The sequence below is a fragment of the Candidatus Villigracilis saccharophilus genome (assembly GCF_016711665.1).
This window is the reverse complement of record NZ_JADJSO010000016.1, coordinates 18,764-43,741: the sequence shown is the minus strand read 5'-3', so window position 1 is coordinate 43,741 and position 24,978 is coordinate 18,764. Positions and strand designations below refer to the sequence as shown.

Annotated in this window: 25 protein-coding genes; 10 read left to right on the top strand and 15 right to left on the bottom strand. The window is 49.6% G+C overall.

The features are described 5' to 3' along the window. Nucleotides 1–29 precede the first annotated feature (29 nt). From IPL17_RS07080 to polX, 9 genes are all read right to left on the bottom strand, one after another. On the bottom strand, nt 30–1,133 hold the full coding sequence (locus IPL17_RS07080; protein WP_345306379.1) for a hypothetical protein: 1,104 nt from the start codon (nt 1,131–1,133) through the stop codon (nt 30–32). An 81-nt stretch (nt 1,134–1,214) separates the two neighbouring features. Next, the gene (locus IPL17_RS07075; protein WP_345306378.1) at nt 1,215–2,534 is read right to left on the bottom strand and encodes a cytochrome P450; all 1,320 of its coding nucleotides are present in this window, start codon (nt 2,532–2,534) and stop codon (nt 1,215–1,217) included. 156 nt (nt 2,535–2,690) lie between these two features. After that, nucleotides 2,691–3,329, bottom strand: a complete 639-nt coding sequence (locus IPL17_RS07070; protein ID WP_345306377.1) for a response regulator transcription factor — start codon at nt 3,327–3,329, stop codon at nt 2,691–2,693. Continuing rightward, nucleotides 3,329–5,344: a sensor histidine kinase gene (locus tag IPL17_RS07065; RefSeq protein ID WP_345306376.1), complete on the bottom strand. Its 2,016-nt coding sequence runs from the start codon at nt 5,342–5,344 to the stop codon at nt 3,329–3,331. Before IPL17_RS07065 ends, IPL17_RS07070 begins: the two co-directional genes overlap by 1 nt. A gap of 16 nt (nt 5,345–5,360) precedes the next feature. Then, nucleotides 5,361–5,801, bottom strand: coding sequence for a GNAT family N-acetyltransferase (locus IPL17_RS07060; protein ID WP_345306375.1), 441 nt, complete (start codon nt 5,799–5,801; stop codon nt 5,361–5,363). Between the two features lie 62 nt (nt 5,802–5,863). Beyond that, the gene (locus IPL17_RS07055) at nt 5,864–6,358 is read right to left on the bottom strand and encodes a ferritin (protein ID WP_345306374.1); all 495 of its coding nucleotides are present in this window, start codon (nt 6,356–6,358) and stop codon (nt 5,864–5,866) included. Between the two features lie 48 nt (nt 6,359–6,406). Next, on the bottom strand, nt 6,407–6,916 hold the full coding sequence (locus tag IPL17_RS07050) for a GNAT family N-acetyltransferase (protein WP_345306373.1): 510 nt from the start codon (nt 6,914–6,916) through the stop codon (nt 6,407–6,409). Between the two features lie 11 nt (nt 6,917–6,927). Continuing rightward, on the bottom strand, nt 6,928–7,902 hold the full coding sequence (locus IPL17_RS07045) for a ribose-phosphate pyrophosphokinase (RefSeq protein ID WP_345306372.1): 975 nt from the start codon (nt 7,900–7,902) through the stop codon (nt 6,928–6,930). An 89-nt stretch (nt 7,903–7,991) separates the two neighbouring features. Then, complete coding sequence (gene polX, locus IPL17_RS07040; protein ID WP_345306371.1) at nt 7,992–9,713, bottom strand: DNA polymerase/3'-5' exonuclease PolX; 1,722 nt, start codon at nt 9,711–9,713, stop codon at nt 7,992–7,994. 557 nt (nt 9,714–10,270) lie between these two features. Between polX and IPL17_RS07035 the strand changes: the two genes are divergently transcribed. Beyond that, nucleotides 10,271–11,341, top strand: coding sequence for a hypothetical protein (locus IPL17_RS07035; RefSeq protein ID WP_345306370.1), 1,071 nt, complete (start codon nt 10,271–10,273; stop codon nt 11,339–11,341). 2 nt (nt 11,342–11,343) lie between these two features. On the opposite strand, the gene IPL17_RS07030 is transcribed toward IPL17_RS07035, so the two are convergent. The 6 genes from IPL17_RS07030 to coaBC form a co-directional block, all read right to left on the bottom strand. Continuing rightward, nucleotides 11,344–11,781 (bottom strand): DMT family transporter, encoded by a 438-nt coding sequence (locus IPL17_RS07030; RefSeq protein WP_345306369.1) that lies wholly within the window; start codon nt 11,779–11,781, stop codon nt 11,344–11,346. 15 nt (nt 11,782–11,796) lie between these two features. After that, a complete protein-coding gene (locus IPL17_RS07025; protein ID WP_345306368.1) occupies nt 11,797–12,471 on the bottom strand; it encodes a lysoplasmalogenase in 675 nt (224 codons plus the stop codon). 98 nt (nt 12,472–12,569) lie between these two features. Beyond that, nucleotides 12,570–13,280, bottom strand: coding sequence for a 16S rRNA (guanine(527)-N(7))-methyltransferase RsmG (gene rsmG / locus IPL17_RS07020; protein ID WP_345306367.1), 711 nt, complete (start codon nt 13,278–13,280; stop codon nt 12,570–12,572). 93 nt (nt 13,281–13,373) lie between these two features. Beyond that, nucleotides 13,374–14,351, bottom strand: coding sequence for a DUF4349 domain-containing protein (locus tag IPL17_RS07015; protein WP_345306366.1), 978 nt, complete (start codon nt 14,349–14,351; stop codon nt 13,374–13,376). 75 nt (nt 14,352–14,426) lie between these two features. Further along, a complete protein-coding gene (locus IPL17_RS07010; protein WP_345306365.1) occupies nt 14,427–15,158 on the bottom strand; it encodes a metallophosphoesterase family protein in 732 nt (243 codons plus the stop codon). A 2-nt stretch (nt 15,159–15,160) separates the two neighbouring features. Continuing rightward, the gene (coaBC, locus tag IPL17_RS07005) at nt 15,161–16,366 is read right to left on the bottom strand and encodes a bifunctional phosphopantothenoylcysteine decarboxylase/phosphopantothenate--cysteine ligase CoaBC (protein ID WP_345306364.1); all 1,206 of its coding nucleotides are present in this window, start codon (nt 16,364–16,366) and stop codon (nt 15,161–15,163) included. A gap of 273 nt (nt 16,367–16,639) precedes the next feature. Here coaBC and aroH point away from each other — a divergent pair, with 273 nt between their 5' ends. The 9 genes from aroH (at nt 16,640) to aroB (ending at nt 24,976) form a co-directional block, all read left to right on the top strand. Beyond that, complete coding sequence (gene aroH, locus IPL17_RS07000; RefSeq protein ID WP_345306363.1) at nt 16,640–17,011, top strand: chorismate mutase; 372 nt, start codon at nt 16,640–16,642, stop codon at nt 17,009–17,011. 30 nt (nt 17,012–17,041) lie between these two features. After that, the gene (aroF, locus tag IPL17_RS06995; protein WP_345306362.1) at nt 17,042–18,100 is read left to right on the top strand and encodes a 3-deoxy-7-phosphoheptulonate synthase; all 1,059 of its coding nucleotides are present in this window, start codon (nt 17,042–17,044) and stop codon (nt 18,098–18,100) included. 111 nt (nt 18,101–18,211) lie between these two features. Beyond that, nucleotides 18,212–19,249, top strand: a complete 1,038-nt coding sequence (gene aroF, locus IPL17_RS06990) for a 3-deoxy-7-phosphoheptulonate synthase (protein ID WP_345306361.1) — start codon at nt 18,212–18,214, stop codon at nt 19,247–19,249. After that, nucleotides 19,236–20,090, top strand: coding sequence for a prephenate dehydrogenase/arogenate dehydrogenase family protein (locus IPL17_RS06985; protein WP_345306360.1), 855 nt, complete (start codon nt 19,236–19,238; stop codon nt 20,088–20,090). The genes aroF (IPL17_RS06990) and IPL17_RS06985 overlap by 14 nt, the downstream gene beginning before the upstream one ends. Next, nucleotides 20,087–21,382, top strand: a complete 1,296-nt coding sequence (aroA, locus tag IPL17_RS06980; protein ID WP_345306359.1) for a 3-phosphoshikimate 1-carboxyvinyltransferase — start codon at nt 20,087–20,089, stop codon at nt 21,380–21,382. The genes IPL17_RS06985 and aroA overlap by 4 nt, the downstream gene beginning before the upstream one ends. Next, complete coding sequence (locus IPL17_RS06975) at nt 21,379–21,885, top strand: hypothetical protein (protein ID WP_345306358.1); 507 nt, start codon at nt 21,379–21,381, stop codon at nt 21,883–21,885. Before aroA ends, IPL17_RS06975 begins: the two co-directional genes overlap by 4 nt. After that, entirely contained in the window at nt 21,863–22,210 is a 348-nt protein-coding gene (locus IPL17_RS06970; RefSeq protein ID WP_345306357.1) for a hypothetical protein, read from the top strand. Before IPL17_RS06975 ends, IPL17_RS06970 begins: the two co-directional genes overlap by 23 nt. A 54-nt stretch (nt 22,211–22,264) precedes the next feature. Next, on the top strand, nt 22,265–23,431 hold the full coding sequence (gene aroC, locus IPL17_RS06965; RefSeq protein WP_345306356.1) for a chorismate synthase: 1,167 nt from the start codon (nt 22,265–22,267) through the stop codon (nt 23,429–23,431). 39 nt (nt 23,432–23,470) lie between these two features. Beyond that, the gene (aroB, locus tag IPL17_RS06960; RefSeq protein WP_345306355.1) at nt 23,471–24,976 is read left to right on the top strand and encodes a 3-dehydroquinate synthase; all 1,506 of its coding nucleotides are present in this window, start codon (nt 23,471–23,473) and stop codon (nt 24,974–24,976) included. Nucleotides 24,977–24,978: the final 2 nt, after the last annotated feature.

Sequence of the window (24,978 nt, the reverse complement as noted above, 5' to 3'; positions counted from 1 at the left end):
TCGAATGGATGTTCCCGTTCCCAACATCGTTACGGTCGCGGACCAGGTCCACCGCCGGGCAGACCACCGCCTCCGCCGGGTAATCCGCCGCCACTACCTGGCAGACCACCGCCAGCGCCGGGGCTGGGGCGTGAGCCCAGGGAAGATTCAAATTGACCGATGTTTCCGCGCGCCTGTGGCATTTGTCCGCGGGCGAGTTGAGTGGTGATCTCGTCAAACTTGCCTGAGAATTGGGTCAGGTCTGGACCGCCGCCAACTCCGCCAAAACTCGTGAAGCCCGCCTGTGTATTTTTGCCAAGCTGCGCAAGATTGGTCAACTCATCCATGCTTAGTTTATTATCGCCCATGGCTGTGTTTGCAAAATCAACGAAATCAAAAGCAGATTGTAGAGCGGCGGCTTTGTCAGCCGGAATATTGTTCGGCTGGATCTGTGAAAGCTGATCCACGCGTCCTTGTTGCTCTGCCTGCAAAACGGAGATCATATCCTGTGCCTGGGTCTGCAATTCCTGCGCGTTGGTCTGCGCCTGCTGGGCGGCAGCTTCAAGCTGGGCAATGGATTCTTCCGCGACAGCCAGACCCTGTTCAAGTGTGCCGCTGATCTCCTGCAGGGATGAGTCAATAGATGTGAGCGTGTCATTCAGTTGGGCAAGCTCTGTTTCGATCGAGTTCAACTCTGTGATCATTTCAGTTGCCAGGTCTGAGTACAGAGAGTAATACTCAGCCATTAGATCTTCGGCATATTCCACATAATAATCAGCGTAGTAATAGTAATCGTAGACGTAAACAACTTCTTCGGTAGTGACCGCGTCGTCTGTTGTCGTGGTTGTGACTGCCGTTGTGGCTTGTTCGGTGGCAGATATTGCTTGAGCGACTGCCTCATCGATCAGCGCGGCCAATTCCTCTTCGGTGAGAGCAACATATTCAATCGCAGGTCCCGGGGTGGGAGTGGCAGGCATAGCAGTCAGGGTAGTGGAGTTCACGGTCGCCTGGGCAAGCGCTTCTGCTTGTTGAGTTCCCGCCACGGCAGTACTGACGGTATCAGGCGCGGTTGTGGCTGGCGTCTGCGTTCCACAAGCGAGCAGCATACTGGCTAATACAAGTGTGCTCAAAACAGTTCGTAGCGTTGATTTCATTTATGTTCCTCCAATTATTTTTTTGATTGTTGTTTTTTCACGTGAATACGTGTTTCAGTTTTTTTTATTTATCTTTACATATCATACAGCGCGCCTCCCTATTATCAACTTAACATTTTTGTTTGGCCGCAACGTAATACTCGGACTGGGTTTTGCGGGCGCTTCCTGGACGGGCATAAAACTCCATCTGCGTGACATCATTGCCAGGGCTGCCATCGCTTCGGTCATGGCAAAATGCTCGCCGATGCAAACCCGGTTCCCGCCGCCGAATGGGAAGTACGCATATCGGGGAAAAATAACATTCTCGATTTCGTACCAACGCGCTGGGCGAAATTGATGCGGATCTTCATAGAAGCGCGCATCGTGATGCGTTACCCATTGGCTGACAAGGACAGTCGAACCTGCGGCAATATGTTGTCCACCAATCTCACAATCCTGTACAGCCTGACGGCCTATTGCCCACGCGGGCGGACGCAGCCGTAAAGTCTCTTTGATGATGGTGCGTGTGTAGGGCAGGTTTTGAAGATCCTCCCCGTGTGGAAAACGGTCACCAAGCACATGATCGACTTCTCCCTGAAGTTTTGCCTGAACTTGCGGATGGTGTGCAAGCATATCCAAACACCAGGTCAAAAGAAGCGCAGTTGTTTCGTGACCCGCCAGCAAAAAGGTCAGGGTATGCGCGTGGATCTGTTCATTCGTAAATTGCGCCTCACAGTTTTCCTTCAGGATGTGGATCAGCGCATTCTTTGCTTTTTCAGAGCGCGGATTTTTTGACAGAGATTCAGTCACTTCACGCAGGTCTGCATTCGCTTTTTTGAACCCGGGCAACAATCTCCGCAGCACATCTGGAACTGGAAGCTGGGTCAGCGGAAAGAGTTTTGTCAGCGTTCCCATTGATTTATTGACCCGTTCTACAGCGCCTTCAGGAGCGTTGCCAAAGAATGACCAAAGAGCGATGTTCAACGTAAGGCGCATCATTTCATCGGACATATCTATGCTCGCGCCATCCCGCCATGGTGACATCTGCCTAAATGTGTTTTCGTTCATTATGGGCAGGTATTCTTCCACGCGTTGATGATAGAACGCGGGTTGTAACATGTGCCGGTGAGCGCGGTGTTCGTTGCCTTCGCTGGTTAACAGACCGTCGCCTAAAATAATGCGTGCGCGTTGCAGACTCTGTCCTTTAATAAAATTGTTCTGTTGTTTTACCAATACCTGCTCGATGAAATCAGGATGGCTGAGAAGGAACAGGTCACGTTTGCGCAGTTTTACACGGGCAATATCGCCCTGATCCTGCGCAAGGTGAGTCAACGCCTCAAGCGGGTTGCGGAGCATATTCCACATAAACCCGAAATTGGCTGTTTTTTCATTAGGCAGGTCGAGGACTAATTTTGTATCCATTGGTTTTCTCCGTGTTCAATGGCCAAAGGATACTCGCGCTCCACGGTTATGTCCCCCCGCTGGGGTGGGGAATTGTTTCCCCTCGTTCGTAGGTAAAAAAAACAGGCCGCGTTTAAAACGTGACCTGTGCAGGGTGATGTAAAAATTCCCGGTATTTCACAACTCTTCGGGCTTGACCAACCCAAAGCGGACAGCCATCAGTGCCGCCTGGGTTCTGTCGTTCACTCCCAGCTTTGCGAACAGGTCGCTGACATAGCCCTTGACCGTCATCTCCGTCAAAAATAATTGCGAGGCGATCTCTTTATTGCTCATGCTTTTTGCGATCAATTTCAAGATGTCGCGCTCGCGTTCAGTTAATGATTCGAACGGGTCGTCAGGCATGGGAGCGCGTGCCATTAACCTGCGCGCGATTTCAGGATGCAGCTGCGGCTTTCCTTGCGCTGCCCCGCGAATAGCCGACACAAGCTCATCGCCATTCATTTCTTTTAATAAAAATCCACTTGCTCCTGCGCGCAAGGCAGCGTACACATGCGCGTCATCGCTAAAGGTGGTCAGGATCAGAACAGGCAGCGCGGGAAATTCAACACGCAATTGCTTGAGCGCGTCCACACCGTCCATTTCTGGCATTTGCATATCCATCAGGACGATATCGGGTTTGTGTTTTTTGATCAGCGACAAAACCTGTGAGCCGTTCTCTGCATCAGCCGCAACCTGCATGTCCTTTTCTGCTTCGATCGTCATTCGCAACCCACGACGCACAATTTGATGATCATCTGCGATCAATATTCTTAACATCATGACCTCGGCAAAGGTAGTACAAAAAAAATGGATGTTCCAATTCCAATTTCCGACTCGATCTTGAATTCCCCGCCGAGAGCCAGCACCCGTTCGCGCATGCCGCGCAGGCCGTAATGCCCGGACAGTGTCACGCCTGGCTCAAAGCCAAATCCATCGTCACGAACGGTCACACGCAATGCAGAATCTTTTTTCACTTCAACTTTCGCTGTTCGGCTCCCGCTGTGCTTGATCACATTTTGCAGCGCTTCACGTAAAACCCACAGGGCTTCTTCTGCGATCGGTTTTGGGATGATGACTCCTGCTGGTATCTCCAGCCCAGTGGAGAGAAGCGGACCTCCCTCCGGGCCGCTTTGACGGGAGAGCGCATCACACAACCCGCGAATTGATCCTGAGAGATCGGCATTCACTTCTCCTTCGGCATTTCTTAGTTGATCGAGGAGCAGACGCATTTCCTTGAGGATGTTTCCAGCCATGGTTTCCAGTTCAGCCAGTTGACCCTTGAACGAATCTGGCGCGGCGGCTTTTAATCCGCGTGCCATCAGGTTCATGCCAAAAATGCTTTGTGTGACCGAGTCGTGCAGGTCGCGCGCAATGCGCTGGCGTTCTTCATACGCGGCAAGGGCTTTTTGGCCGGTAATGGCTTTTGTTGTTTGTTCTTGAACCCGCGCCTCAAGATTTTTATTTAACTCATAAAGAGATTCGTACGCATTAGAGTAAGCCAGTGCCAGCGCAGCTTGTCCCATCAATGCGCTCAGGCGATTGCGTTCCTCAGAGTCGTAGGCAGGTCCAGCGCGGCGTGCTCCCAGCCAATAGCCGCCGACCGGGACGCTGCCCGCGACGAGGCGCGTGCTCCATGCAGGGGAGAGGTGCGCGGGCGCGACATCTGGCTCGGGAAATAATTTCAACGCGCCCCACTCCGCGCCGATTTGGTTCGGGAAAATATCATTGAGCAGATGCATGATCTCTTCGCGCCTGTTCGCGCGGCCAAGCAGATATTGCATCGAATGGATCGCCGATTGGAATTTTAATCTGTCAGGGTATAAAAGTTTATCAAGCCAACCCTGTATCCATTTGCGGGCCGGCTCAAAGAGCAGGGCGGAGATGAATAAACTAATGACGGGTGCCATCGGGCGGGAGGTAATCGAATCGGTAAAAAGGGAGGTAATGCTTGAGGTCAGGAACAGGTATAAAGTTAAGAGCAGAAGCGAGACCAGCCCATAAACCAGGGTCCGCCGCAGGATGCGGTCAATTCCAAAAAGGTCATGCCGCAGGATGGCGTAGGCGATCCCAATGGGAATGAACAATTGAAAGATCAGTAAAAGTTCATAATGGAAAATATCCAGCCCAAAGGCGAGTGTCAGCGGACGCAACCAGAGTGGAACTTCCGCAAGGATCATGCTGAACATGACCACGCGCGCGCGCTGGGCATCCAATTGATTCTCCGGGTTTGGATCGCGCGCGATCATGAATAAATTGCGAATGAAGAAAAAGATAACGACTGTGAACCATAGGAAAAGCAGGGAGATGGTCAGGATGCGCTGCCAGGGGCGGGAGCTGAGCAGGAATGGTATGAACAGAAAGATCGAAAGCGCGTAGCTGTATGCGATGACTCGGGCGGGTACGTTCGTGGGGCGCGGAAAACGCGCGCTGACATGTATGGCCATTGGCAGCAAGATCGCGGCGTTTGCAAGGCGTAAAAATAAATAGATATTGATGAATTGATATAACGGTTTGCCAGGCTGAAGAAGCGGGAGGTCTTTTAATTCAAATGGGACCAGAATGAAAAAGGCAAAAACAATTGCAAAACATGCGACCAATGTGTGGTTGTTCTGCGGTTTGATGAGCGCCGGCGCGAGACCTGAAATCAAGATAAGGATGGCAACCGCGGCAGAAAAGAGGGTTGCCATATTTTGCGTGGATTGACCTGTTGCTTGGACTGCCCAACTGAAAGCTGCGATCTCAATTGCGAGGACCGCTAAAATTGGGAGGAAGAGCAGGATCTGTTTCTTCATGATGCGAGATGTTGATCTATAATTTTTTCATAAAGTGTATCAGGCGTTCCACTTCGTTGTACCCCATGTTCAGGTGTGCGCGGATACTGGGTTCATTATCCAGCCAGGTGTCTGAAGCCGCTTCTGTGCAGCCTTTTGCGCGCATCCAATCTTCGGCTGCCTGGGTCATCATCCCTGCAATTCTTTGTCCGCGATACTCATCCTGCACATACCACCCTTCAATATATCCAACTGGACTGGTCGAGCATCCCTCCGCATAATCTCTGAGCCGCGCTTCGGTCAAGCCGATCGGTCTGTCACCATCACATCCAAAGATGACCAGGTAATTATCGTCAGCAAGGAGAGCGTCCATATCAAAGGTCATATAGTGATCAGGCACATCCGGCCAGATGCCTTTGCGCATGCGAAACCATTCAGCTTTGTCTTCCTGTGTAACGCGGCGAATTGTGATCTCCATGGCTCTCCTAAAATAAAAAAAGACCCTAAAGGTTCAAAACCTTTAGGGTCTTAAGTATAAACCTATTCCCCGCCGCGTTTGGCGAGACGATGATCGAGCATCAGGATGGCTGTGCCGCGGTCTTCGATCAGTTTCAAATTCGAGACGATCTCAGCGGCATTCTTCTCCTCTTCCACCTGTTCACTAATGAACCATTGCAGCATGATCTGGGTGGGGTAATCCTTCTCTTTGAGCGCCAGTTCATACAGCGTGTAGATCGAAGCTGTCACCATGGCCTCGTGCGCGGCGACTTCCTCCGCCAATTCCAGCGTGGACTTCCATTCGGTTTTGGGAGCATCAATGGCTTTGAGTGTAACTCTTCCGCCGCGTTCCACCATGTAATCATAGAACTTCATGGCATGTTCACGCTCTTCAGCTTCCTGAATGCGCATCCAATGCGCAAAGCCGGGCAGGTTCTTCTCTTCAAGAAATGCCGCCATCGAGAGGTACAAATATGAGGAATATAATTCCTTGTTGATCTGGTCATTCATTGCGTCTTGCAGTGATTTATTAATCATAGGTTCTCCTTTTTTATTGGATTATAAATTCAAATTATTAACCATTTGTTAGACTCTGTATATCTTCCAGGAACTCCCGCTTTGATTCTCTTCCACCAGCTGCGCCCCTAATTTTTCAAGCAGACGGCGTGAAGCGGGATTTGTGACATGGGTCGCGGTCACACACTGACACTCAGCCTGATTCAGCGCCCAAGCCGCCAGCACGCGGACAGCTTCGCTCATCAATCCCCGCCCCTGATAGGCTGGGCTGATCCCGTACCCGATCTCAACCGAGCCTGTTGCATCAGGCGACCCTTTGAATCCGATCAATCCCACGCCGATACTTTCTTCCCTGAGAACGATCAACCAATAAGTGAACCACTCATGCTGAGATGGATCTGCGCTCTCCATCTTTTTTATTTTCATGTTCAAAGCGCGGATCACATTTTTATCGATCACATCGTTCGCAACGGCACAACCAAGTTCATGCTCCAATATAGACAGATCATTCAGGCAAAGTTCAAGTTGATGTTGACTCAGCGCCTGCAAAATCAGGCGGGCAGATTCAACCCCTTGCATACTGAATACACCTACTCGCCGAACACAAACAGATCGCTGAGAGACTCGCGGTTGATGTTATGGCGAATGGCATCCGCGAAGACATGCCCGACCGAAAGCACTGTGAGCTTGGGGTGTATTTTTTCAGGCGGCATATGAACTGTGTCAGTGGTGATGATCTCAGTAATTTGAGGAACAACTGCCAGCCGTTCAAGACCATTGCGGCTGAACACTCCGTGCGTGCAAACCACCTTAATATCCTCAATGCCTTGCTCGATAAGCACTCGGCTTATTTCCAGGATCGAGCCGCCCGTGGCGATCTCATCGTCATAGATCAACGCGCGCTTATGTCCCTTAACCTGATTGCCCACCAAACCGCTGATGATCACTTCGGTATCTGAAACCCGTTCTTTATTCCCTGCGGCGACGGGTAACCCGAGAGTCTTGGCAAACCGTGCCGCAGATTTTGCCTGACCCATATCTGGGGCGACAATGATGGCTCCGCTAAGATCCAGGCTTTCCAGATAATCCTTGAAAACCATGCGGCTGCTTAGCGGGTCTGTGGGAACTCCAAAAAAACCATGCACTTGCGGCGAATGGAACATCATGCTCATCACATGCGTGGCGCCGGCTGTTTTCAGCAGATCCGCGACCAGACGGGCGGTGATCGAAATGCGGGGCGCATCCTTTTTGTCTGAACGCCCAAAGGAATAGTAGGGAATGATGGCGTGGATCTCGGATGCGGCTGCTCCGCGGGCAATATCGATCATCATCAGCAGTTCCATCAAATGATCATTGACCGGCTGAGAAAGAGATTGCACGATATACACACGGCGGTAGCGCACACTGGCTCCGAGCTGGATGTATAAATTGTCATTGCTGAAGCGCGTGATTTTAGTTGATTCGAGGGGCACGCCTAGGTGTGATGCGATCTTTCCCGCCAGCGGAATATTCGAACTTCCGCTAAAAAAGCGTACCTTTCCAGCGGGAATTGGTGCTTTTGTCATGTTGCCTCTATGTTTGAAAATGAAATATCGCTGAAGTAGCGATATTTATATACCACGTAATTTCACAAGTGTGTTTTAAAATTTAATCCCTATCCGCGCTTCTCCAGCCAATTCAACAACTTCTTTGCAGACCAGCAATTGATCACATCATCTTTGGTCAGCCAGGCGCGCCTTGCAGTGGCAACGCCATAAAATAGGTTATCGAAATCCGCTTCAGAATGCGAGTCAGTGTTGATGGTGATGGGAATGCCCAACTCCTTTGCGCGGCGCGCATACATATCGTCCAGGTCGAGGCGGGATGGGTGGGCGTTGATCTCCAGCGCCACGCCGGTTTCAGCGGCAGCATTGAGTACGGCTTCCATATCCAGATCCGCGCCTTCCCGGTCTGGGATCAACCTGCCGGTCGGATGTCCGATGATATCCACGTGCGGATTGCGAATGGCGTTGATCGTGCGTTGTGTGACCTTCTCGCGCGGCTGGCGCAGCCCTGTGTGCATGGATGCAACGACAAGGTCGAGCGTCGCAAGAAATTCATCGGGATAATCCAGCGTGCCGTCGGCTTTGATCTCGACTTCACTGGCGTGCAAGACCAGGATTTTATCGCCAAGCTGTTTTTGTATCTTTTTAATTTCCGCAGCCTGTTTTTTGTGATCTTCCATGCTCAATCCGCCCGTGACGCCAAGGCTGACAGAATGATCTGTGAATGCGATAATTTTCATTCCGCGTCGTGCGGCGGCTTGCGCCATTTCCAGCATGGATAACTTTCCATCGCTCCATGTCGAATGAGTTTGCAGGTCTGCTTTGACATCCTTCACTTCAATTAACTTCGGAAGTTTATTTGCTTTCGCGGCCTGTACCTCGCCATGATCTTCGCGTAGTTCGGGCGGAATCCACGGCAAGCCGAGCGTTTCGTAAACTTCCTCTTCGGTGGCGCAAAAGATCTCCTCATTCGCTTTTGTAAATGAATGTTCGGATAACGACAACCCTTTTGCAAGCGCGATCTGTCTTAACTGAACATTATGGTCTTTCGAGCCGGTCGCATATTGCAAGGCTGTCCCGAATTTTTCTGGCGCATGCACCCAGACCTGCGCGCGCACGCCGTCTGTAAATTCAATGCTGGATTTTGTCTCGCCTTTTCCAAGCACACGACTCACACCAGGCAGATTGATGAACGCTTCCATCACAGCTGACGAATCTTGGGATGCCACCAAAATATCCAGGTCTCCAACTGTGGAGCGCATCCTTCTTAAACTGCCAGCTGGTTCCGCCGCGACGACTCCCTTCACTCTTTTGAGAGTCGCAATGATCTCGTGTGCCAGCGGATATGCGCGTCCCAGGGGAATCCGCCCGGAACGTCTTGCGAGAGCTGAGATCCCTTCAAGGATCGCCGCTTCTGATTTTGTGCCCATGCCTGGCAGGTCGCGCAACTGTCCGTTTTTTGCGGCAGATTCCAACTCAGAAAGCGCCGTGATGTTTAATGTCTTCCAGATCAACGCGATCTTTTTCGGTCCGAGTCCCGTGACCTGCAGCCAATCTGCCAAACTGGCAGGTACTTCCTGGTTAAGTTTCTCTAAAAATTCCAATTTGCCTGTGGTGAGCAGCTCGTCAATTTTTTCCGCAATGGCTTTGCCCACCCCGGGGATCTCGCGCAGTTTGCCTTCCTTCCAGTATTCGCTGGCCTCGCGTCCGAGCGTCATTAAATTTTCAGATGCCTTGCGATAGGCGAGGATGACATAAATGACTTCGCCCTTGATCTCGGATAGATTGGCGATCAGGGTGAATGTGTCTGCGAGCTGGCGGTTGTTCATCATAACGATAATCCTTTCTCCATTGATAAATTATACGTGTAAAACCTGTCTCTCCCCAAACTTCGGAAGTCTTTAAAGATTTCCGAAGTTTGGGGTTGCTGATATGATTGCGCGTAATGTTGCAAGCTGATCGTTTCTCAAAATATATACTTGTTTTATTCATGGTCATCAGCGCTGCGCTGGGATTGTTGCGATTTAATTCTCTGCAACTGGGTGCTTCGTACGATGACGCTCATTACATTATTCTGGCAGAGAGTCTGTCCAGTGGGGAAGGGTATGAGTTGATCAACTTCCCCAGACCGCAGATCGAGCGAGCATTTCCGCCCGGTTGGCCGATATTACTTGCGCCATTGACATCCGTTTTCCCGGGCAATTATCGCGTTCTCAAGGTCTATACATTAATTATCTGGCTGATATCTCTTTTATTAATATACAAACTTTTTATGAAGAAGGTCGAATCCCCGTATCTTGAAATAATTTTCGGACTACTTGCGCTTAATCCTTTATTAGTGGGGATGTCCGTCACAGTCATGTCTGAGTCTTCTTATTTGCTATTTTCCTTGATCACACTGGTTCTTTTCGATTCGCAGAACGATAGACCAAATTACTGGCTTGTCATTCTGATCGCTTTGGCAGCTTTATTTACTCAATTGATCCGCACAATCGGGATTTCTATTTTTTTCGCATTGTTCCTATATTTGCTATTTTCACGCCGAATTAAAGAAAGTGCAATTACATTTGGAGTATTTTCTTTTGGAGCTCTGTTCCAATTTTGGTTAAATCTCAGAAACGGCGGATCCGTGATTTCAGCCGGGTATGAATCTCAAGTATTCAATGGCTCGATCCTGGAGAAGATCGGACAGATGTGGACCAACTTGCTTGGCTATCTTAACGAGACGATAGCAGGTGGATTGATCCCTGTATTTGGAGAAAGGGTTACATACATTTTAGGTTCAGCTATTCCGTGGATGGCCAATACAGGGATTTTGCTTTTGGTCATTCTAGGGGTTCTGATCTCTTGGAAGAGAGTTAAATTATTCGATGTGTATGTGTTGATTTATCTTGTTGCTATTCTAGCCTTTTGGAATCCCAAAGTAGGCAGCGTCAAGGTGCGTTTCTTAATTCCGATGATTCCATTTTTGTATTTTTATCTAATAGGGGGGATGAAGTGGATATTTGAACGGGTTACAAAAAATCATTTAATTACCGCGCGATTGGTGTTTGGAGTTGCGGTGGCGGTTACTTTATCCCTGGTGGCGCGCAATGTTCAGGATTGGCTGAATCCGGTCAACTTGCAGATGACAGACTTGTCTATTGGAACAGATTGGATCGCAGAGAACGCCCCGAAAGATGCGATTGTCATGGTTAATGAACCTGTACCTGCTTATGTGCAGGCACACAGAAAAACAGTGGGGTACCCCAGGGATCTGCAAAACATCGAGAATTATGTAGTTAATCAGGGTATCGACTACATCGTTATTTCGCCTTTACTCCAGACACCTAGAAGCACAATTCTGGATGAAGGTGTCGAAAAACAGCTTTTGCCGATTTTGAATAGTGCCCCTGGAAAATACACTCTTGTGTATCGCAGCGATGAACATAATGTCACTGTGTATCGAGTTGTGAATTGATATTATTTGACTGACAGCCATACACCCAGCAATACAACAGACAATCCGATGACCCGGGTACCGTCAATCGGCCTGACGCTTGCTCCCAGCAATCCAAAATGATCCAGGATGGTGCCGATAACCAGCTGGCCTGCCAGGAGAATGATTAAGGCGGTCGCCACTCCAATGCGGGGAATCATGTAGCTCATGGAAAAAATAACCACGAGACCGAAAACTCCCGCTGCTAAAGCGTACCAGGGAACACTGCGCCAGTTCCCAAGTTTTCCGCCGCCAAAATAAATTAGTGGAACTAACGCTGCCAGCGCGCCGCCGATATGCACAATGAAAACACTTTCCATCACTCCAAGTCGTTGTGTGATCATGCTCGACAGGGGCGCTTGTACCCCAACCGCCATTCCACCAAGCAAGCCAATGAAAATAATGATCAATACCGTTTGCATGTTTGTCTCTTTTGATTAATTGCCGAACTGCGAGATCACGCCTGCGATCAATATAATTTGACCTATGTGATACGCGCCGATGTTATAGATGCGTCCATGTTGAATGGGAGCTACAAACTTATTCCACGCTAGAATAATGTCTGATATATAGAACAGGAACGCACCGCCGCTGACCAATAACGCTTCAGACGCGCCCCAAGTGATGTCCATTAACTTTATCATCGCTGACAATAACATGAACGAAATGACTGTGCTGTAAATAATGATCGGCATTCGCATGTGCGCCTGACCTTTTGAGGCAAGCGCATCCAAAATGCGGCGAATGATGCGTGCCCCGCCGAGACTGACCATGACTGCAAAGACGATTCCCCAGACTGAAAAATCAGGCATTGGGATGTTGAATCCGATCACATACGCAAGGTGCGCCAGAAGAAACGCGGCCAATCCAAAGATAAAGAAGCGATCGAGCGAGAACATCAATAAAATATCCCCGGCTAGTGAAAAGATTATTCCCAACCCGAACCAAAGTGAAGCTCCTTTCAATCCAGTGGAGGTGAACAACCAAATGAAAAGGATGACCATGACAGCGGGTTTTGCAACCCATTCTAATTTCAGCCAGCGTTTCCATAAAGCCAGTGATTCGAGTGCGGCAAAAAGAATTGCGAATAAAAGAAAAATATTAATGTTCATCTCCTTGTCTGTTATCGTACCATCTATCAATTTCTATTAACGCAAAATACTTTCCAATTTTTATGCAAGATTTTCATCGATAAGGATATTTTTTACGCCTACAACGGAGATTTTGCCGCGACGCCTGCATTGCGCGGATATTTTGGCGGAGTGGCTGCAACTTTTTCTGCAAGAACGAGAAAACGGTCATCCGCGATTCCGGGCAAATTAACAGGGATCAACTTTTTTAATTTTCCACCCAATAGCTTCATCCCTTGTTCAGCAGACTGCGCTTCAGCAGGCCCACTTTCACCTTTTTGTGCCAGAATTGTCCCGCCGATCTTTACCAGCGGCAGTAGGTATTCACTAAGTACATTGAGATTGGCCACTGCGCGCGCGACTGCCCAATCATACATCTCGCGATGTTCGTGCTTTTGCCCAAGCTCTTCTGCCCGGGCTTGAATGACGGATACGCCCTCAAGGCCCAGTTCGCGGACAATGTGCTGGCAGAACATGATTTTTTTCCCGACAGACTCCACCAATGTCAACTGCATGGCGGGGTACAGTATTTTTAAAGGAATGCCCGGGAAACCAGCGCCAGTTCCCACATCTATAAGGCGAAGCGGGGGAGTGGCTTTCCATGCCAGTACACACGAAAAAGAGTCCAAAAAATGTTTAGTGCGAATCGACTCCACGTCTCGTATGGCGGTGAGGTTGAATTTTTGATTCCACTCCATCAATTCCCGCTCGTAGGTGATGAGCGCTGTGATTTGCCGTGTTGTTAAATGAATATTGAAGAGGGAGAGCGCCTCACGCGTCAGGTTTTCCATGGAAGTGATTATACCTAACGAGCGATTGCTTCAGGAAAAAACTATTCAAGTAAAAAAGAGGCCGCCAGCGGCGGCCTCTTTTTTACTTACCATTTACTTCTTTTCCACAGAAGCTTCCTGCGGCTGTTCATTTCTGGCTTTGTTGCCGCGCAGCTTGCGGAAGAGTTTTCGCGCGCCAAGGAATATCAGGTACAACGGGATGCCCACAATGATCCATACTGGCAGCGTGTAGATCACAAAGCGGATGATAAATTCAGTGAAGTCTTTCAGGAAATTGATCAGATCTTGGACTGCTTCAAGCGCCACACCTTTGGGTTCCCATTTGCCGATAACAACAGGTTGAATGGTTTCTTCGGCGATAATGCGAACGCTAATGGCTGAGAGCGCGGCAGCTTCTTCGTAGTATTTGATCTGTCCCTTTACCAGCTCGATCTGTTCACGATAGTAGACGAGTTGATTGAAAACATTAACCACATCTTCAGTCTCTGTGGCTGTCTTCAAGATATCATCCAATTGCGCCTCGGCGGCTTCCAGGTTCTTCAAGCGTGATTGCAGGTCTACATATTCAGCAGTGACATCTTGGCCTGAGATATTTTCAGTTTGAACCTCAACTGTATCTTTCTTGATCTGTTCCAGTACGCCGTCTAATTTTTCAGACGGCACGCGGATGACGATCTGCGCTTCGGGGACTTCAATATAATCGCTTGTGTAGCTCTGATATAAATTTGAGGAGACTACAAATCCACCCATTTGCTCAGCCAATATCTGAATGTTCTTCATGCGCCCTTCCACATCCGCGACAACAATGGCAAGGTCTGCATTTTTGATGACGATACGTTCCACCGCCGATGCCGAAACTCCCGAGGCGGTGTTTGACACAGTTTGTTCTGCCGACCTCGCTTCTGGTGCGCTGGCAGGCATCAGTTCGTCTTGTGCTCCAGCAGGGGCGCCGCCCATTTCCGGGGAAATGCTATAAAAATCTGCCGGAGCCTCTGTTGCCGCTGCTGTTCCGCATGCGGTAAGGATCAAAGCGGCAACCAGGATCAAACCAAATGACATTATGTTTTTCATGACTTCTTCTCCTTTGATTTCTCTACACACTGGACGAACCTTATAGAGAAATAGTTCCTGCTTTTATATTCCAAGCTACCAGCCATCGGAGAGGCGCACGGCGTGTTTCTCAGGCAAGCCTGATTCTCGAATGCGCTGCTGAACCTCGGCGATGTTGTATTCCACACGACGAGGAGTCCAGGTGCGATCCTCAGTTTCATAGATGGCATACGCGGCGCGCGGATCACGGTCCCGCGGTTGGCCGACTGAACCTGGATTCAAGATCAACCTTGGTTTAAGTGAGATTAATTTTTCGGGCTGCGTTTGTTCAAGAGTCACACGGTCATTTTTTTCATTTAAGGCGAACAGACATTGAATATGAGAATGCCCCACAAAACACCACGGGGTGCTGAAGTGGTCAAAGTTGGTGCGTGCCGATACGGAGTTCAGAATATATTCCCACAAAGGTTCGCGCGGGCTTCCGTGGGCGAGCGTGGCGTCGCCGCACACTTTTGCGTTTGATGATAAAGCGCGCATAAAGTCCATATTGCTCGCGGACAGAACTTTTTCATGATAGATCAGCGCGCGTCGCGCGTCGCCGTTAAATGACTCAAATGGCATTCTGCCGATGACCGCCACATCATGATTCCCAAGGATACAGGTTAGGTTTGGAATATCACTCACTTCCTCAACCACTGCATTCGGGTCGGGACCGTAGCCGACAAGGTCTCCAAGGCACCAAGTCTCATCCACCTGTCCAGCATCTTCCAACACCGCCTTAAGGGCGGTGTAGTTCGCGTGAATATCTGATACGACCAAAACGCGCATGTTTACTCCAGCAATCTTGAGGTGTGTTCAATGATCTTTTCCGCCACTTCCATTTTACTCAGCAATGGCAAAGTTTCTGTCGTTCCGGACGCGAACAATAACGTTACGCGATTATTATCCACTGCGAATCCGGCGTCTTTTGCGGAGATGTCGTTGGCGGCGATGAGGTCCAATTTTTTGGATGTTAACTTTTCGGATGCATTCTCAAGCAGGTCGCGGTTCTCCGCCGCAAACCCGACCACGACTTTGAAACGCTTCTTTTCTGAGTTTGAGCCTGCCACTGTTTTAAGAATATCAGGAGCAGCTTCGAGTTCGATCTGTGGAATACCGTCGCGCTTTTTTAATTTGTCTTTAGCGATATGGGTCGGGCGGAAATCTGCCCCAGCTGCCGCCATGATCAGGACGTCCGCTGATTCACCCATTACTGCATCCAGCATGTTCTGCACACTATTTACATTTATCACGCGTGCGCCTACAGGCGGCGGTAGTGCCGTCGGCGCAGTGATCAGGCATACCTCTGCGCCTGAATCGAGCGCGGCTTGAGCGAGAGCATATCCCTGTTTGCCAGACGAGTGATTTGAAATGACACGCACCGGGTCAATTGATTCCTGAGTCCCGCCCGCGGTGACAACGACTTTTTTTCCCGCTAATTTTCCATTTCTGCCAAGAATGATTCGAATATGCCCCAGGATCTCCGCAGGTTCAATCATTCTGCCTTTGCCAGTTAATCCAGAGGCTAGATGACCTTCCGCTGGGCCGACGATGATCGCTCCGCCTGCTTTTAATTTTGCAATATTTTCCTGCGTAGTGGGGTGGTAGAACATACCACCGTCCATTGCAGGGGCGATCACCAATGGACATTCAGCAGCCAGGGCTGTTACTGTGAGCAAGTTATCTGCGAGCCCGTGCGCGAGCTTTGCAAGGGTGTGAGCCGTGCACGGCGCAATGACAAGCAAATCCGCTGATTTGCCGAAACTGACGTGCAGCACATGGGCTTCGTTTCCCCACAGGTCACTGTCAATGTAAGCGCGGCGGCCGGTTACTGATTGAAATGTAAGTGGTGTTACAAATTTTTCGCCCGCGCCTGTCAGGATCACATCCACTTGTGAGCCTGACTGTGCTAGCTTGGAAGCGAGGTCAGCGGCTTTGTATCCCGCAATGGAACCTGTCACGCCGAGCAGTATGTGTTTTTCAGTGAATACGGACATGCTGTTAATTATACTTCCACCTCACTATTAAATTGCCCCTTGACGCATCTGAAGTACAAGCATAGAATAGCGCCCAATATGCTTAAGTCCAGTCGTTGGTTTGCGTTTTACTTTTATTACGGTTTCCAGGATCTGGTTGCCGTTGGTGGCGCTTAAGTAGACAGAATATAAGTCTGTATGCAAAAAGAGCGAGACCACACGGTCTTGCTCTTTTTTGTTTACCCTCACCCCATCCCTCTCCTTTTTTGAGACAGGGATCTTAAGGAGCGATCAATGTCAATTCGTGGCATCCGTGGTGCAACAACTGTATCGGCAGATGAACCTGAATTAATTCTCGAAGCCACACGGGAATTATTGGAGGCTATTTTGAATGCCAACGCCGGCATGAGCCCCGAAGATGTAGGCAGCGCGCTATTCACTGTGACCGATGACCTCGCTTCCACCTTCCCGGCGCAGGCGGCGCGGCAAATGGGTTGGAGTCTTGTCCCGATGACCTGTGCGCGCGAAATTCCCGTCCCAGGAAGTTTGCCCAAAGTGATCCGCGTGCTTGTTCACTGGAATACAGAAAAGCGCCAGAATGAGATCACTCACGTATATTTGCGGGATGCAGTGAAACTAAGACCAGATTTGGTCGCGGCACAGTGAGAAGAAAACAGTAAACAAGGAGAAATCACCATGATGATCATAATGAAAGCCAACGCCACGCCGCAGGAAGTGGAAGCGGTGATCGCGCAAATTAAAGGAATGGGACTTGCCGTCCATCTTTCGCAGGGCGTCGAAGCCACAATTATCGGCGCGATCGGCGAAACGCACAGCATTCCCATGGAACGTTTCGAAGGTTTGGATGGCGTGGATATTGTCCAGCGCATCACCCAGCCTTACAAACTTGCCTCGCGCCAGTTTCATCCCGAAGATTCGGTGATCCCTTTGAGTGGATTCGCTGTCGGCGGGAATGAGATCGCTGTCATTGCGGGACCGTGTTCAGTGGAGAGTCGCTCACAGATAATAGAAACAGCCATCGCTGTGAAAGAAGCGGGCGCGTCCGCTTTGCGCGGGGGAGTGTTCAAGCCGCGCACATCACCTTACGCATTTCAAGGTCTGGGTGAGGAAGGCCTCGAGCTTCTCGCCGAAGCACGCCAGATAACAGGTTTACCCATCGTTGTGGAAATCATGTCACAGGTGCAATTGGATATGATGGTGAAATATGTGGATGTGTTTCAAATAGGTGCGCGTAACATGCAGAATTTCAATTTGTTGCGTGCCATTGGCGAGACTCGCACTGCTGTTCTACTTAAGCGCGGACTCTCCGCCACCATCGAAGAATTACTTATGTCTGCCGAATATATTTTGGCCGGGGGAAATCAACGTGTGATGTTGTGCGAGCGCGGCATTCGGACTTTTGAAACATCCACACGCAACACAACCGATATCAATGCTGTTCCCGTTCTAAAGCATTTAACACACCTGCCCATTATTCTTGACCCAAGCCATTCCACAGGTCACGCGGATTATGTCGCCGCCATTGCGCGCGCAGGCATTGCCGCGGGGGCGGACGGACTCATCATAGAAGTCCACCCTGACCCAGCCAAGGCAGTCTCCGATGGCAAGCAATCTCTCAAGCCAGAAAAATTTGCCGAGATGGTCAAGCAGGTTGGCCAAATTGCCCAAATCATGGGCCGCAGACTTGCAACTACTCAGGGAAGTGTTCAACCATTGAAACAAGGTTGGGCATAAAGAGCAGTGATCAGTAAAAAGTAAAAGCGTGATGTGAAAAGCAAAAAACGCATTCGCAATACGTTTTATTTATCTTTCATAATTCATATTTCATCCTTAAGGAGTTCCACTATGATGATCATCATGCACCCAGGTGCGCCCCGCGAACAAATTGACGCAGTTATTGCCGAGATCGAAAAACAAAAATTAACATCCCATCCCATCTTTGGGGTGGAGCAAACCATTATTGGCGCGGTCGGTGACGGTCACTACGTTGCCAAGGAAATCTTCGAAGCCTTCCCAGGTGTGATGGAAGTCCAGCGTATTTCCAAACCGTATAAACTCGCCTCACGTCAATTCCACGAACAGGATTCTGTTTTTCAGCTTGACGGTTTCTCCATTGGTGGCATTGAAATCCCGATCATTGCAGGTCCATGCTCAGTTGAGTCCCGCGCGCAAATTCTCGAGATCGCGCAGGCAGTTAAGGAAGGCGGCGCAAACGCGTTGCGCGGCGGCGTCTTTAAGCCGCGTACATCACCGTATGCATTTCAGGGTCTTGGTGAAGAGGGCCTCGAATATATGGTCGAGGCCCGCGAAAAAACAGGTCTGCCTCTGGTTGTCGAAGTGATGGCTGTTTCGCAAATTGAAATGATGACCAAGTATGTGGATGTCTTTCAACTTGGCGCGCGGAACATGCAAAACTTTAATTTGCTGCGCGCCATCGGCGAAACCCGCACGCCTGTACTCTTCAAGCGCGGTATGTCCGCCACCATCGAAGAAATGTTGATGGCGAGTGAATACATCATCAGTGGCGGCAACACACGCGTCATGTTGTGCGAACGCGGCATCCGCACTTTTGAAACCGCCACGCGCAATACCACTGATATCAATGCTGTTCCTGTTCTCAAGAAACTTACACATCTGCCCGTCATCATTGATCCAAGTCACTCCACAGGTGACTCAGCATTTGTTTCCGCTGTTGCAAAGGCAGGCGTTGCCGCAGGTGCTGACGGCATCATCGTCGAGGTTCATCAAGATCCCGCACATGCCATCTCAGATGGCAAGCAATCTCTCACCCCTGAGGCATTTGCCAAAATGGTGAAGCAGGTCAAAGCGGTGGCAGAAGCGGTTGATCGTCGTCTCGTCGTCTCTCAACATGCAACAGCCTGACTTTAATCTCGCAGAATCAAAAATCGCGATCATCGGATTGGGATTGATGGGCGGCTCGCTCGCGTTGGGTTTACGCGGCAAATGTGCTGCGCTTTATGGGATTGATCCGCACCCCCCTACGCTCGATCTTGCTTTGTCCCAACATATTGTGGATTTTGCCGACAGTAACCCCGCCAGCCTGCTCCCTGAAGTTGACCTTGTGATCCTGTCCGCGCCTGTCCCCGCGATCTTGACTCTGCTTGAGCAGCTGCCATCGTTCACACCCAACTCTTGCATCGTAATGGACATGGGTTCTACGAAAAAGTTGATCGTTGAATCCATGTCACGCCTGCCCGGAAATTTTGACCCTATCGGCGGACATCCTATCTGCGGTAAGGAAAAACTTTCGCTGGCAAACGCTGAAAGAACTTTATATTACGCAGCGCCGTTTTTGCTGACCCCGCTGGCGAGAACATCTCAGCGAGCACTCTCCGCCGCGAATCAGATCATTGAATCTCTTGGAGCAAAAGGCAAAATCCTCGATGCTGTTGAACATGACCGCATCCTCGCATCTACGAGCCATTTACCGTTTTTGATATCTTCTGCGCTTGCACTCGCCACTTCAGAAGATGTCACATCCTTTATCGGCCCAGGTTTCAAATCGACAAGTAGATTGGCTGGCACATCTTCATCCATGATGCTGGGTGTCTTGCAATCAAACCGCGAAAATGTATTAAACGCTTTGCATGGAATGCAAAGTCAACTGACAGAGATCGAATCCGCTTTGACCTTGGAAGATTTCTCAAAACTCGAATCCATTTTGAACGAAGCACAAAGCAAATACCAGACTTTTACTCAATGAACTCTTCACTAAAAATCAACCCGATCTCACACCCGCTGAATGCGACTGTCCGCGTGCCTGGGTCAAAGTCGTTGACCAATCGCGCCTTGCTCATTGCTTCGCTTGCAAATGGGACCACGTACTTAATAAATGCTTTGTTTTCCGATGACTCCCGTTACTTTGCAAAAGCGCTGCAAACCCTCGGATTTGATGTTCAACTCGATGAGGCCAATCACTCAATGACTGTCACAGGCATGGACGGAAAAATCCCTTCAGCCAAAGCAGAACTCTTTATCGGCAACGCTGGCACTGCCGCGAGATTCCTCTCCGCGTTTCTCACCCTCGGAAATGGTGAATACATTTTGGACGGCGAGCCGCGCATGCGCGAGCGTCCAATTGGAGATTTAGTCGAAGCCTTAGAGGAGCTAGGGTGTGATATTCAACCGTTGCAGAAGACAGAAGGCGGAAAGCAGATTTGTCCGCCAGTAAAAATTACTGCGACAGGTTTGAAGGGAGGAAAGACAAAAATTGCGGGGGATATTTCATCTCAGTTTTTATCCGCTTTGCTGATGACCGCCCCTTACGCTCAATCTGCCATTGAAATCGAACTCACCACCGACTTAAACTCCAAACCTTACGTGGCCATGACCATTGCCATCATGAAAGATTTTGGCGTGGATATCCAGCGCGATCAATATTCACGTTTTACTATTCATCCTTCATCTTACTTACCACTTACCAATTACCCGATTGAATCTGACGCCTCCGCTGCTTCTTACTTCTTCGCCGCTCCCGCCATTTGCGGTGGAACGGTCAAAGTGGAAAACATCTCGCGTAAATCTGTGCAAGGTGATATCGCCTTCCTCGATGTCTTGAAGCAGATGGGATGTAAAGTTGAAGAAGCCGATAACTCAATCACTGTCTACTCTCCATCGTCCCTCCACGGAGTTGACGTGGATATGCGCGACATCCCTGATACCGCCCAAACACTTGCGGCTGTTGCGCCATTTGCTTTATCCCCAACCAGAATTCGCGGTATTGCTTCCGCGCGTGTCAAAGAGACAGACCGCGTCCATGCAACCTGCACCGAGCTTAAACGGCTTGGAGTAGAAGTCGAAGAACACGAAGATGGCATGACCATTTATCCGTGCCAAACCTTCAAACCTGCCAACGTTCAAACCTATAATGACCACCGCATGGCAATGGCATTTTCTCTTATAGGTTTGCGCTTCGACGGGGTAACTATCGAAAACCCATCCTGTGTTTCCAAGACTTTCCCTGACTTTTTTGAAGTATTGGATACCTTGCGATGATTCAACTTGGATTGATCGGTTATCCACTCGGGCATAGTTTGTCCCCAAAAATTCATGGCGCGGCATTGAAAGCATGTGGCTTGAATGGGAACTATTCATTGTTTCCAATTGCTCCTGACGATAAGCAGGGATTGAAAGATTTGCTTGGCCGCATCCGCTCTGGAGAAATAACTGGGCTAAATGTCACCATTCCCCATAAACAAAATGTGATCGAATTCATGGATGAACTCACACCAACTGCTCAAGCCATTGGTGCTGTTAATACGATTTATATGCGTGAAAATAAACTCATTGGAGAAAATACTGATGCGCTAGGATTTCTTACTGATTTGAAACGGGTTTGGAATTCATCATTCATCAATCATCATTCCGCATTGATTTTAGGCGCAGGTGGTTCAGCGCGGGCTGTTGTGTATGCTCTGCTCAATGACGGTTGGAACATTACCCTCGCCGCCCGCAGAATCGAACAAGCCCAACAACTTGCCAATCATTTGCGAAGTTGACCAATTACGACTTTCGACCTTTGACTTTCAACCTTCAACCTTCATTTTGATCGTCAACACCACACCTTTGGGAATGACCCCCAACATTGGGACCTCACCTTTGCCTAAAGATGCAATTCTTTCCAAACATACCATGATTTATGATCTGGTCTACAATCCACGCGAAACAAAATTGGTGAAAGACGCCCGTGCACAGGGATGTTCTGCTGTCACAGGACTTGGCATGTTAATTGAACAAGCCGCCCTCGCCTTTCAACTCTGGACAGGTCACACCCCGCCAAGAGATGTGCTGTTTGATGCCGTAAGCGCGACCCGACCTGATTAATTAAAACCATGGACGACCATGATGGGTCGCCCCTACTTTGTGAATGGAGAAATTATGCTTCGATTTTTAACTGCTGGAGAATCCCACGGTCCATCATTAACCACCATCCTCGATGGTCTCCCCGCTGGACTTCCCCTCACACCCGAAATTATCAACAAAGAACTTGCCCGCCGCCAGCAGGGATACGGCTCTGGTGGGCGCATGAAGATCGAGAAAGATACCGTCCAAATCCTCGGTGGTGTGATGGGCGGCGAGACCACAGGTGCGCCGATTGCATTGCTCGTGCAAAACGATGACCATGTCAAATGGAAGGGAAAAGCCATCGAGCCGATGACCGCCCCTCGCCCAGGCCACGCGGATTTAACAGGCGCGGTCAAATATGGATACAAAGATCTACGCCCTGCGTTGGAACGCGCTTCTGCCCGCGAAACTACCATGCGTGTCGCAGCTGGTGCGGTATGCAAACATTTTCTTGCGCAGTTTGGGATAATCGTCGGAGGGTATGTCTCATCCATTGGTGAAGTGCAAACTGATTTCGGCGACATGCCTTTTGAAGAACGCTTCGCCCGCGCTGAAGAATCCGATGTGCGCTGCCCCGTTGAATCCTCTGCAAAAAAAATGCGTGATGAAATCGAAAAGACCATTCATGGCAAAAACACTCTCGGTGGTGTGCTTGAAATCGTTGCACTCAATGTCCCTGTTGGCCTGGGAAGTTTTGTCCAATGGGATCGCCGTCTCGAAGCCAAACTCGCACTCGCCATTATGTCTGTGCAAGCCATTAAAGGCGTGGAAGTTGGCGATGCATTTGAAAATGCAAAACGAATCGGTACCGAAGCCCACGATGCAATGTCTCTTGCCTCGTCACTCGTTACTCGTCACTCGAATCGAGCAGGCGGTATCGAAGGGGGAATCAGCAATGGGCAGCCGATCATCATCCGCGCCGCGATGAAGCCGATCGCCACCACGCTTCTTCCCCAGCCGACAGTTGATCTGGCGTCAGGGACAGAATCTCCCACCAAATATGAACGCTCCGATTTCTGCCCCGTGCCGCGTGCCGTGCCAATTTTGGAATCAATGGTTGCTTTCGTTTTAGCAGATGCGCTCCTCGAAAAACTCGGTGGTGACTCGCTCAACGAAATGAAGCCGCGCTTCGAATCCTTGCGTAAAGCCACCCTCGAAGACCTGCCGATGGATAACGTCTCGCATATTTTTTGGGAATGAGAAGTAAACATCCCCTATTCATCATTCATTCTTTTCACTATGACTCACATCTTCCTCTACGGCCCTCCTGGGACTGGCAAATCCACAGTCGGAAAAAAACTTGCCCATAATCTCAAACTTCCCTTCATTGATCTTGACCGCGTCATTGAAACAAATGCAGGGATGCCTATTTCGCAAATCATGGAACAGCAAGGCGAGCTTACTTTTCGTGATCTTGAATCTACAGCGTTGAGAAATTTGTTGAATGAAAAAGAAAGCGTGTTTGCCTTGGGTGGCGGCGCTTTGTTGCGTGATGAGAATCGTAATATCGCTGAAAGCAATGGCAAGGTTCTACTTCTGATGGCGGAGTTGTCTACTTTGCTCGAACGATTGCATTATGAGGCTGGAAATCGTCCTTTGCTGGCTGGTGACTTGCACGAGAAGTTAACCTCTTTGTTGTCAAAGCGCGCAGAACATTACAATTCTTTCCCCATGCTGATCCATGTGGATGGAAAAACTGCCGAGCAAAATGCCCACCATGCGCAAGTTGTGTTGGGACGACATCATCTCTCCGCGATGGGCGAGTACGATGCAATCGTAGGTCAGGTTTCCAACCTGGCAAACTTCCCCATGCAAAACCCCATCCTTGTCACCGATGAGAACGTGGCGAAATTTCATCTCGAAAAGATGCAAGCCCTCTTGCAGGCGAAGGCTATCATTATCCCTGCAGGTGAAGAGCATAAAAACCTTGAAACCATCTCTCGTATGTGGAAAGCCTTTCTCGAAAACGGATTGGATCGTAAAAGCACAGTCATTGCCCTTGGCGGCGGTGTGATCAGTGACATGGCGGGATTTGCTTCATCAACTTATATGCGCGGAATTAATTGGGTTGGTGTGCCAACAACTTTGCTTTCCATGGTGGACGCGTCCCTTGGCGGGAAGACGGGCTTTGACTTGCCCGAAGGAAAGAATTTGATCGGTGCTTTTTACCCACCAAAGTTGGTGTTGGCTGATCCGCAATTGCTTGGTACATTGCCCGAAGCGGAGTTGATCTCTGGCATGGCGGAAGTGGTCAAGCATGGAATTATTTCTGACCCTGAATTATTCAATTTATGTTTACGTGGATTGGATTGGGTGAAAGCCAATCTCGAAGAAGTTGTCAAACGCGCGATGGCGGTCAAGATCAAAGTCATTGAGGAGGACCCGTACGAAAAGGGAATCCGCGCGGCGTTGAATTTGGGACATACGGTTGGGCACGCGGTGGAACTTGTCAGCAAGTTTAAACTGCGGCATGGAGAGGCGATTGCTATTGGCACAGTGGCTGAGGCGAAGTATGCTGCCCGTGTAGGGCTGGCAGGCGACGGGTTGGTAGAGGCGGTGACTCAGTCGTTCAAGTCGCTGGGACTACCAGTTCAAATCCCTGAAGCCATGCCGCGTGAAGAAATCATCCGCGCGATGCGGGTGGATAAAAAGAAGAATGTGAAAGCCATTCGCTTTGCTTTGCCTGTTGAGATCGGCAAGGTGGAGTTGGTGGAGGTGACTGACTTGGAATCGGTATTGGAGTGAAT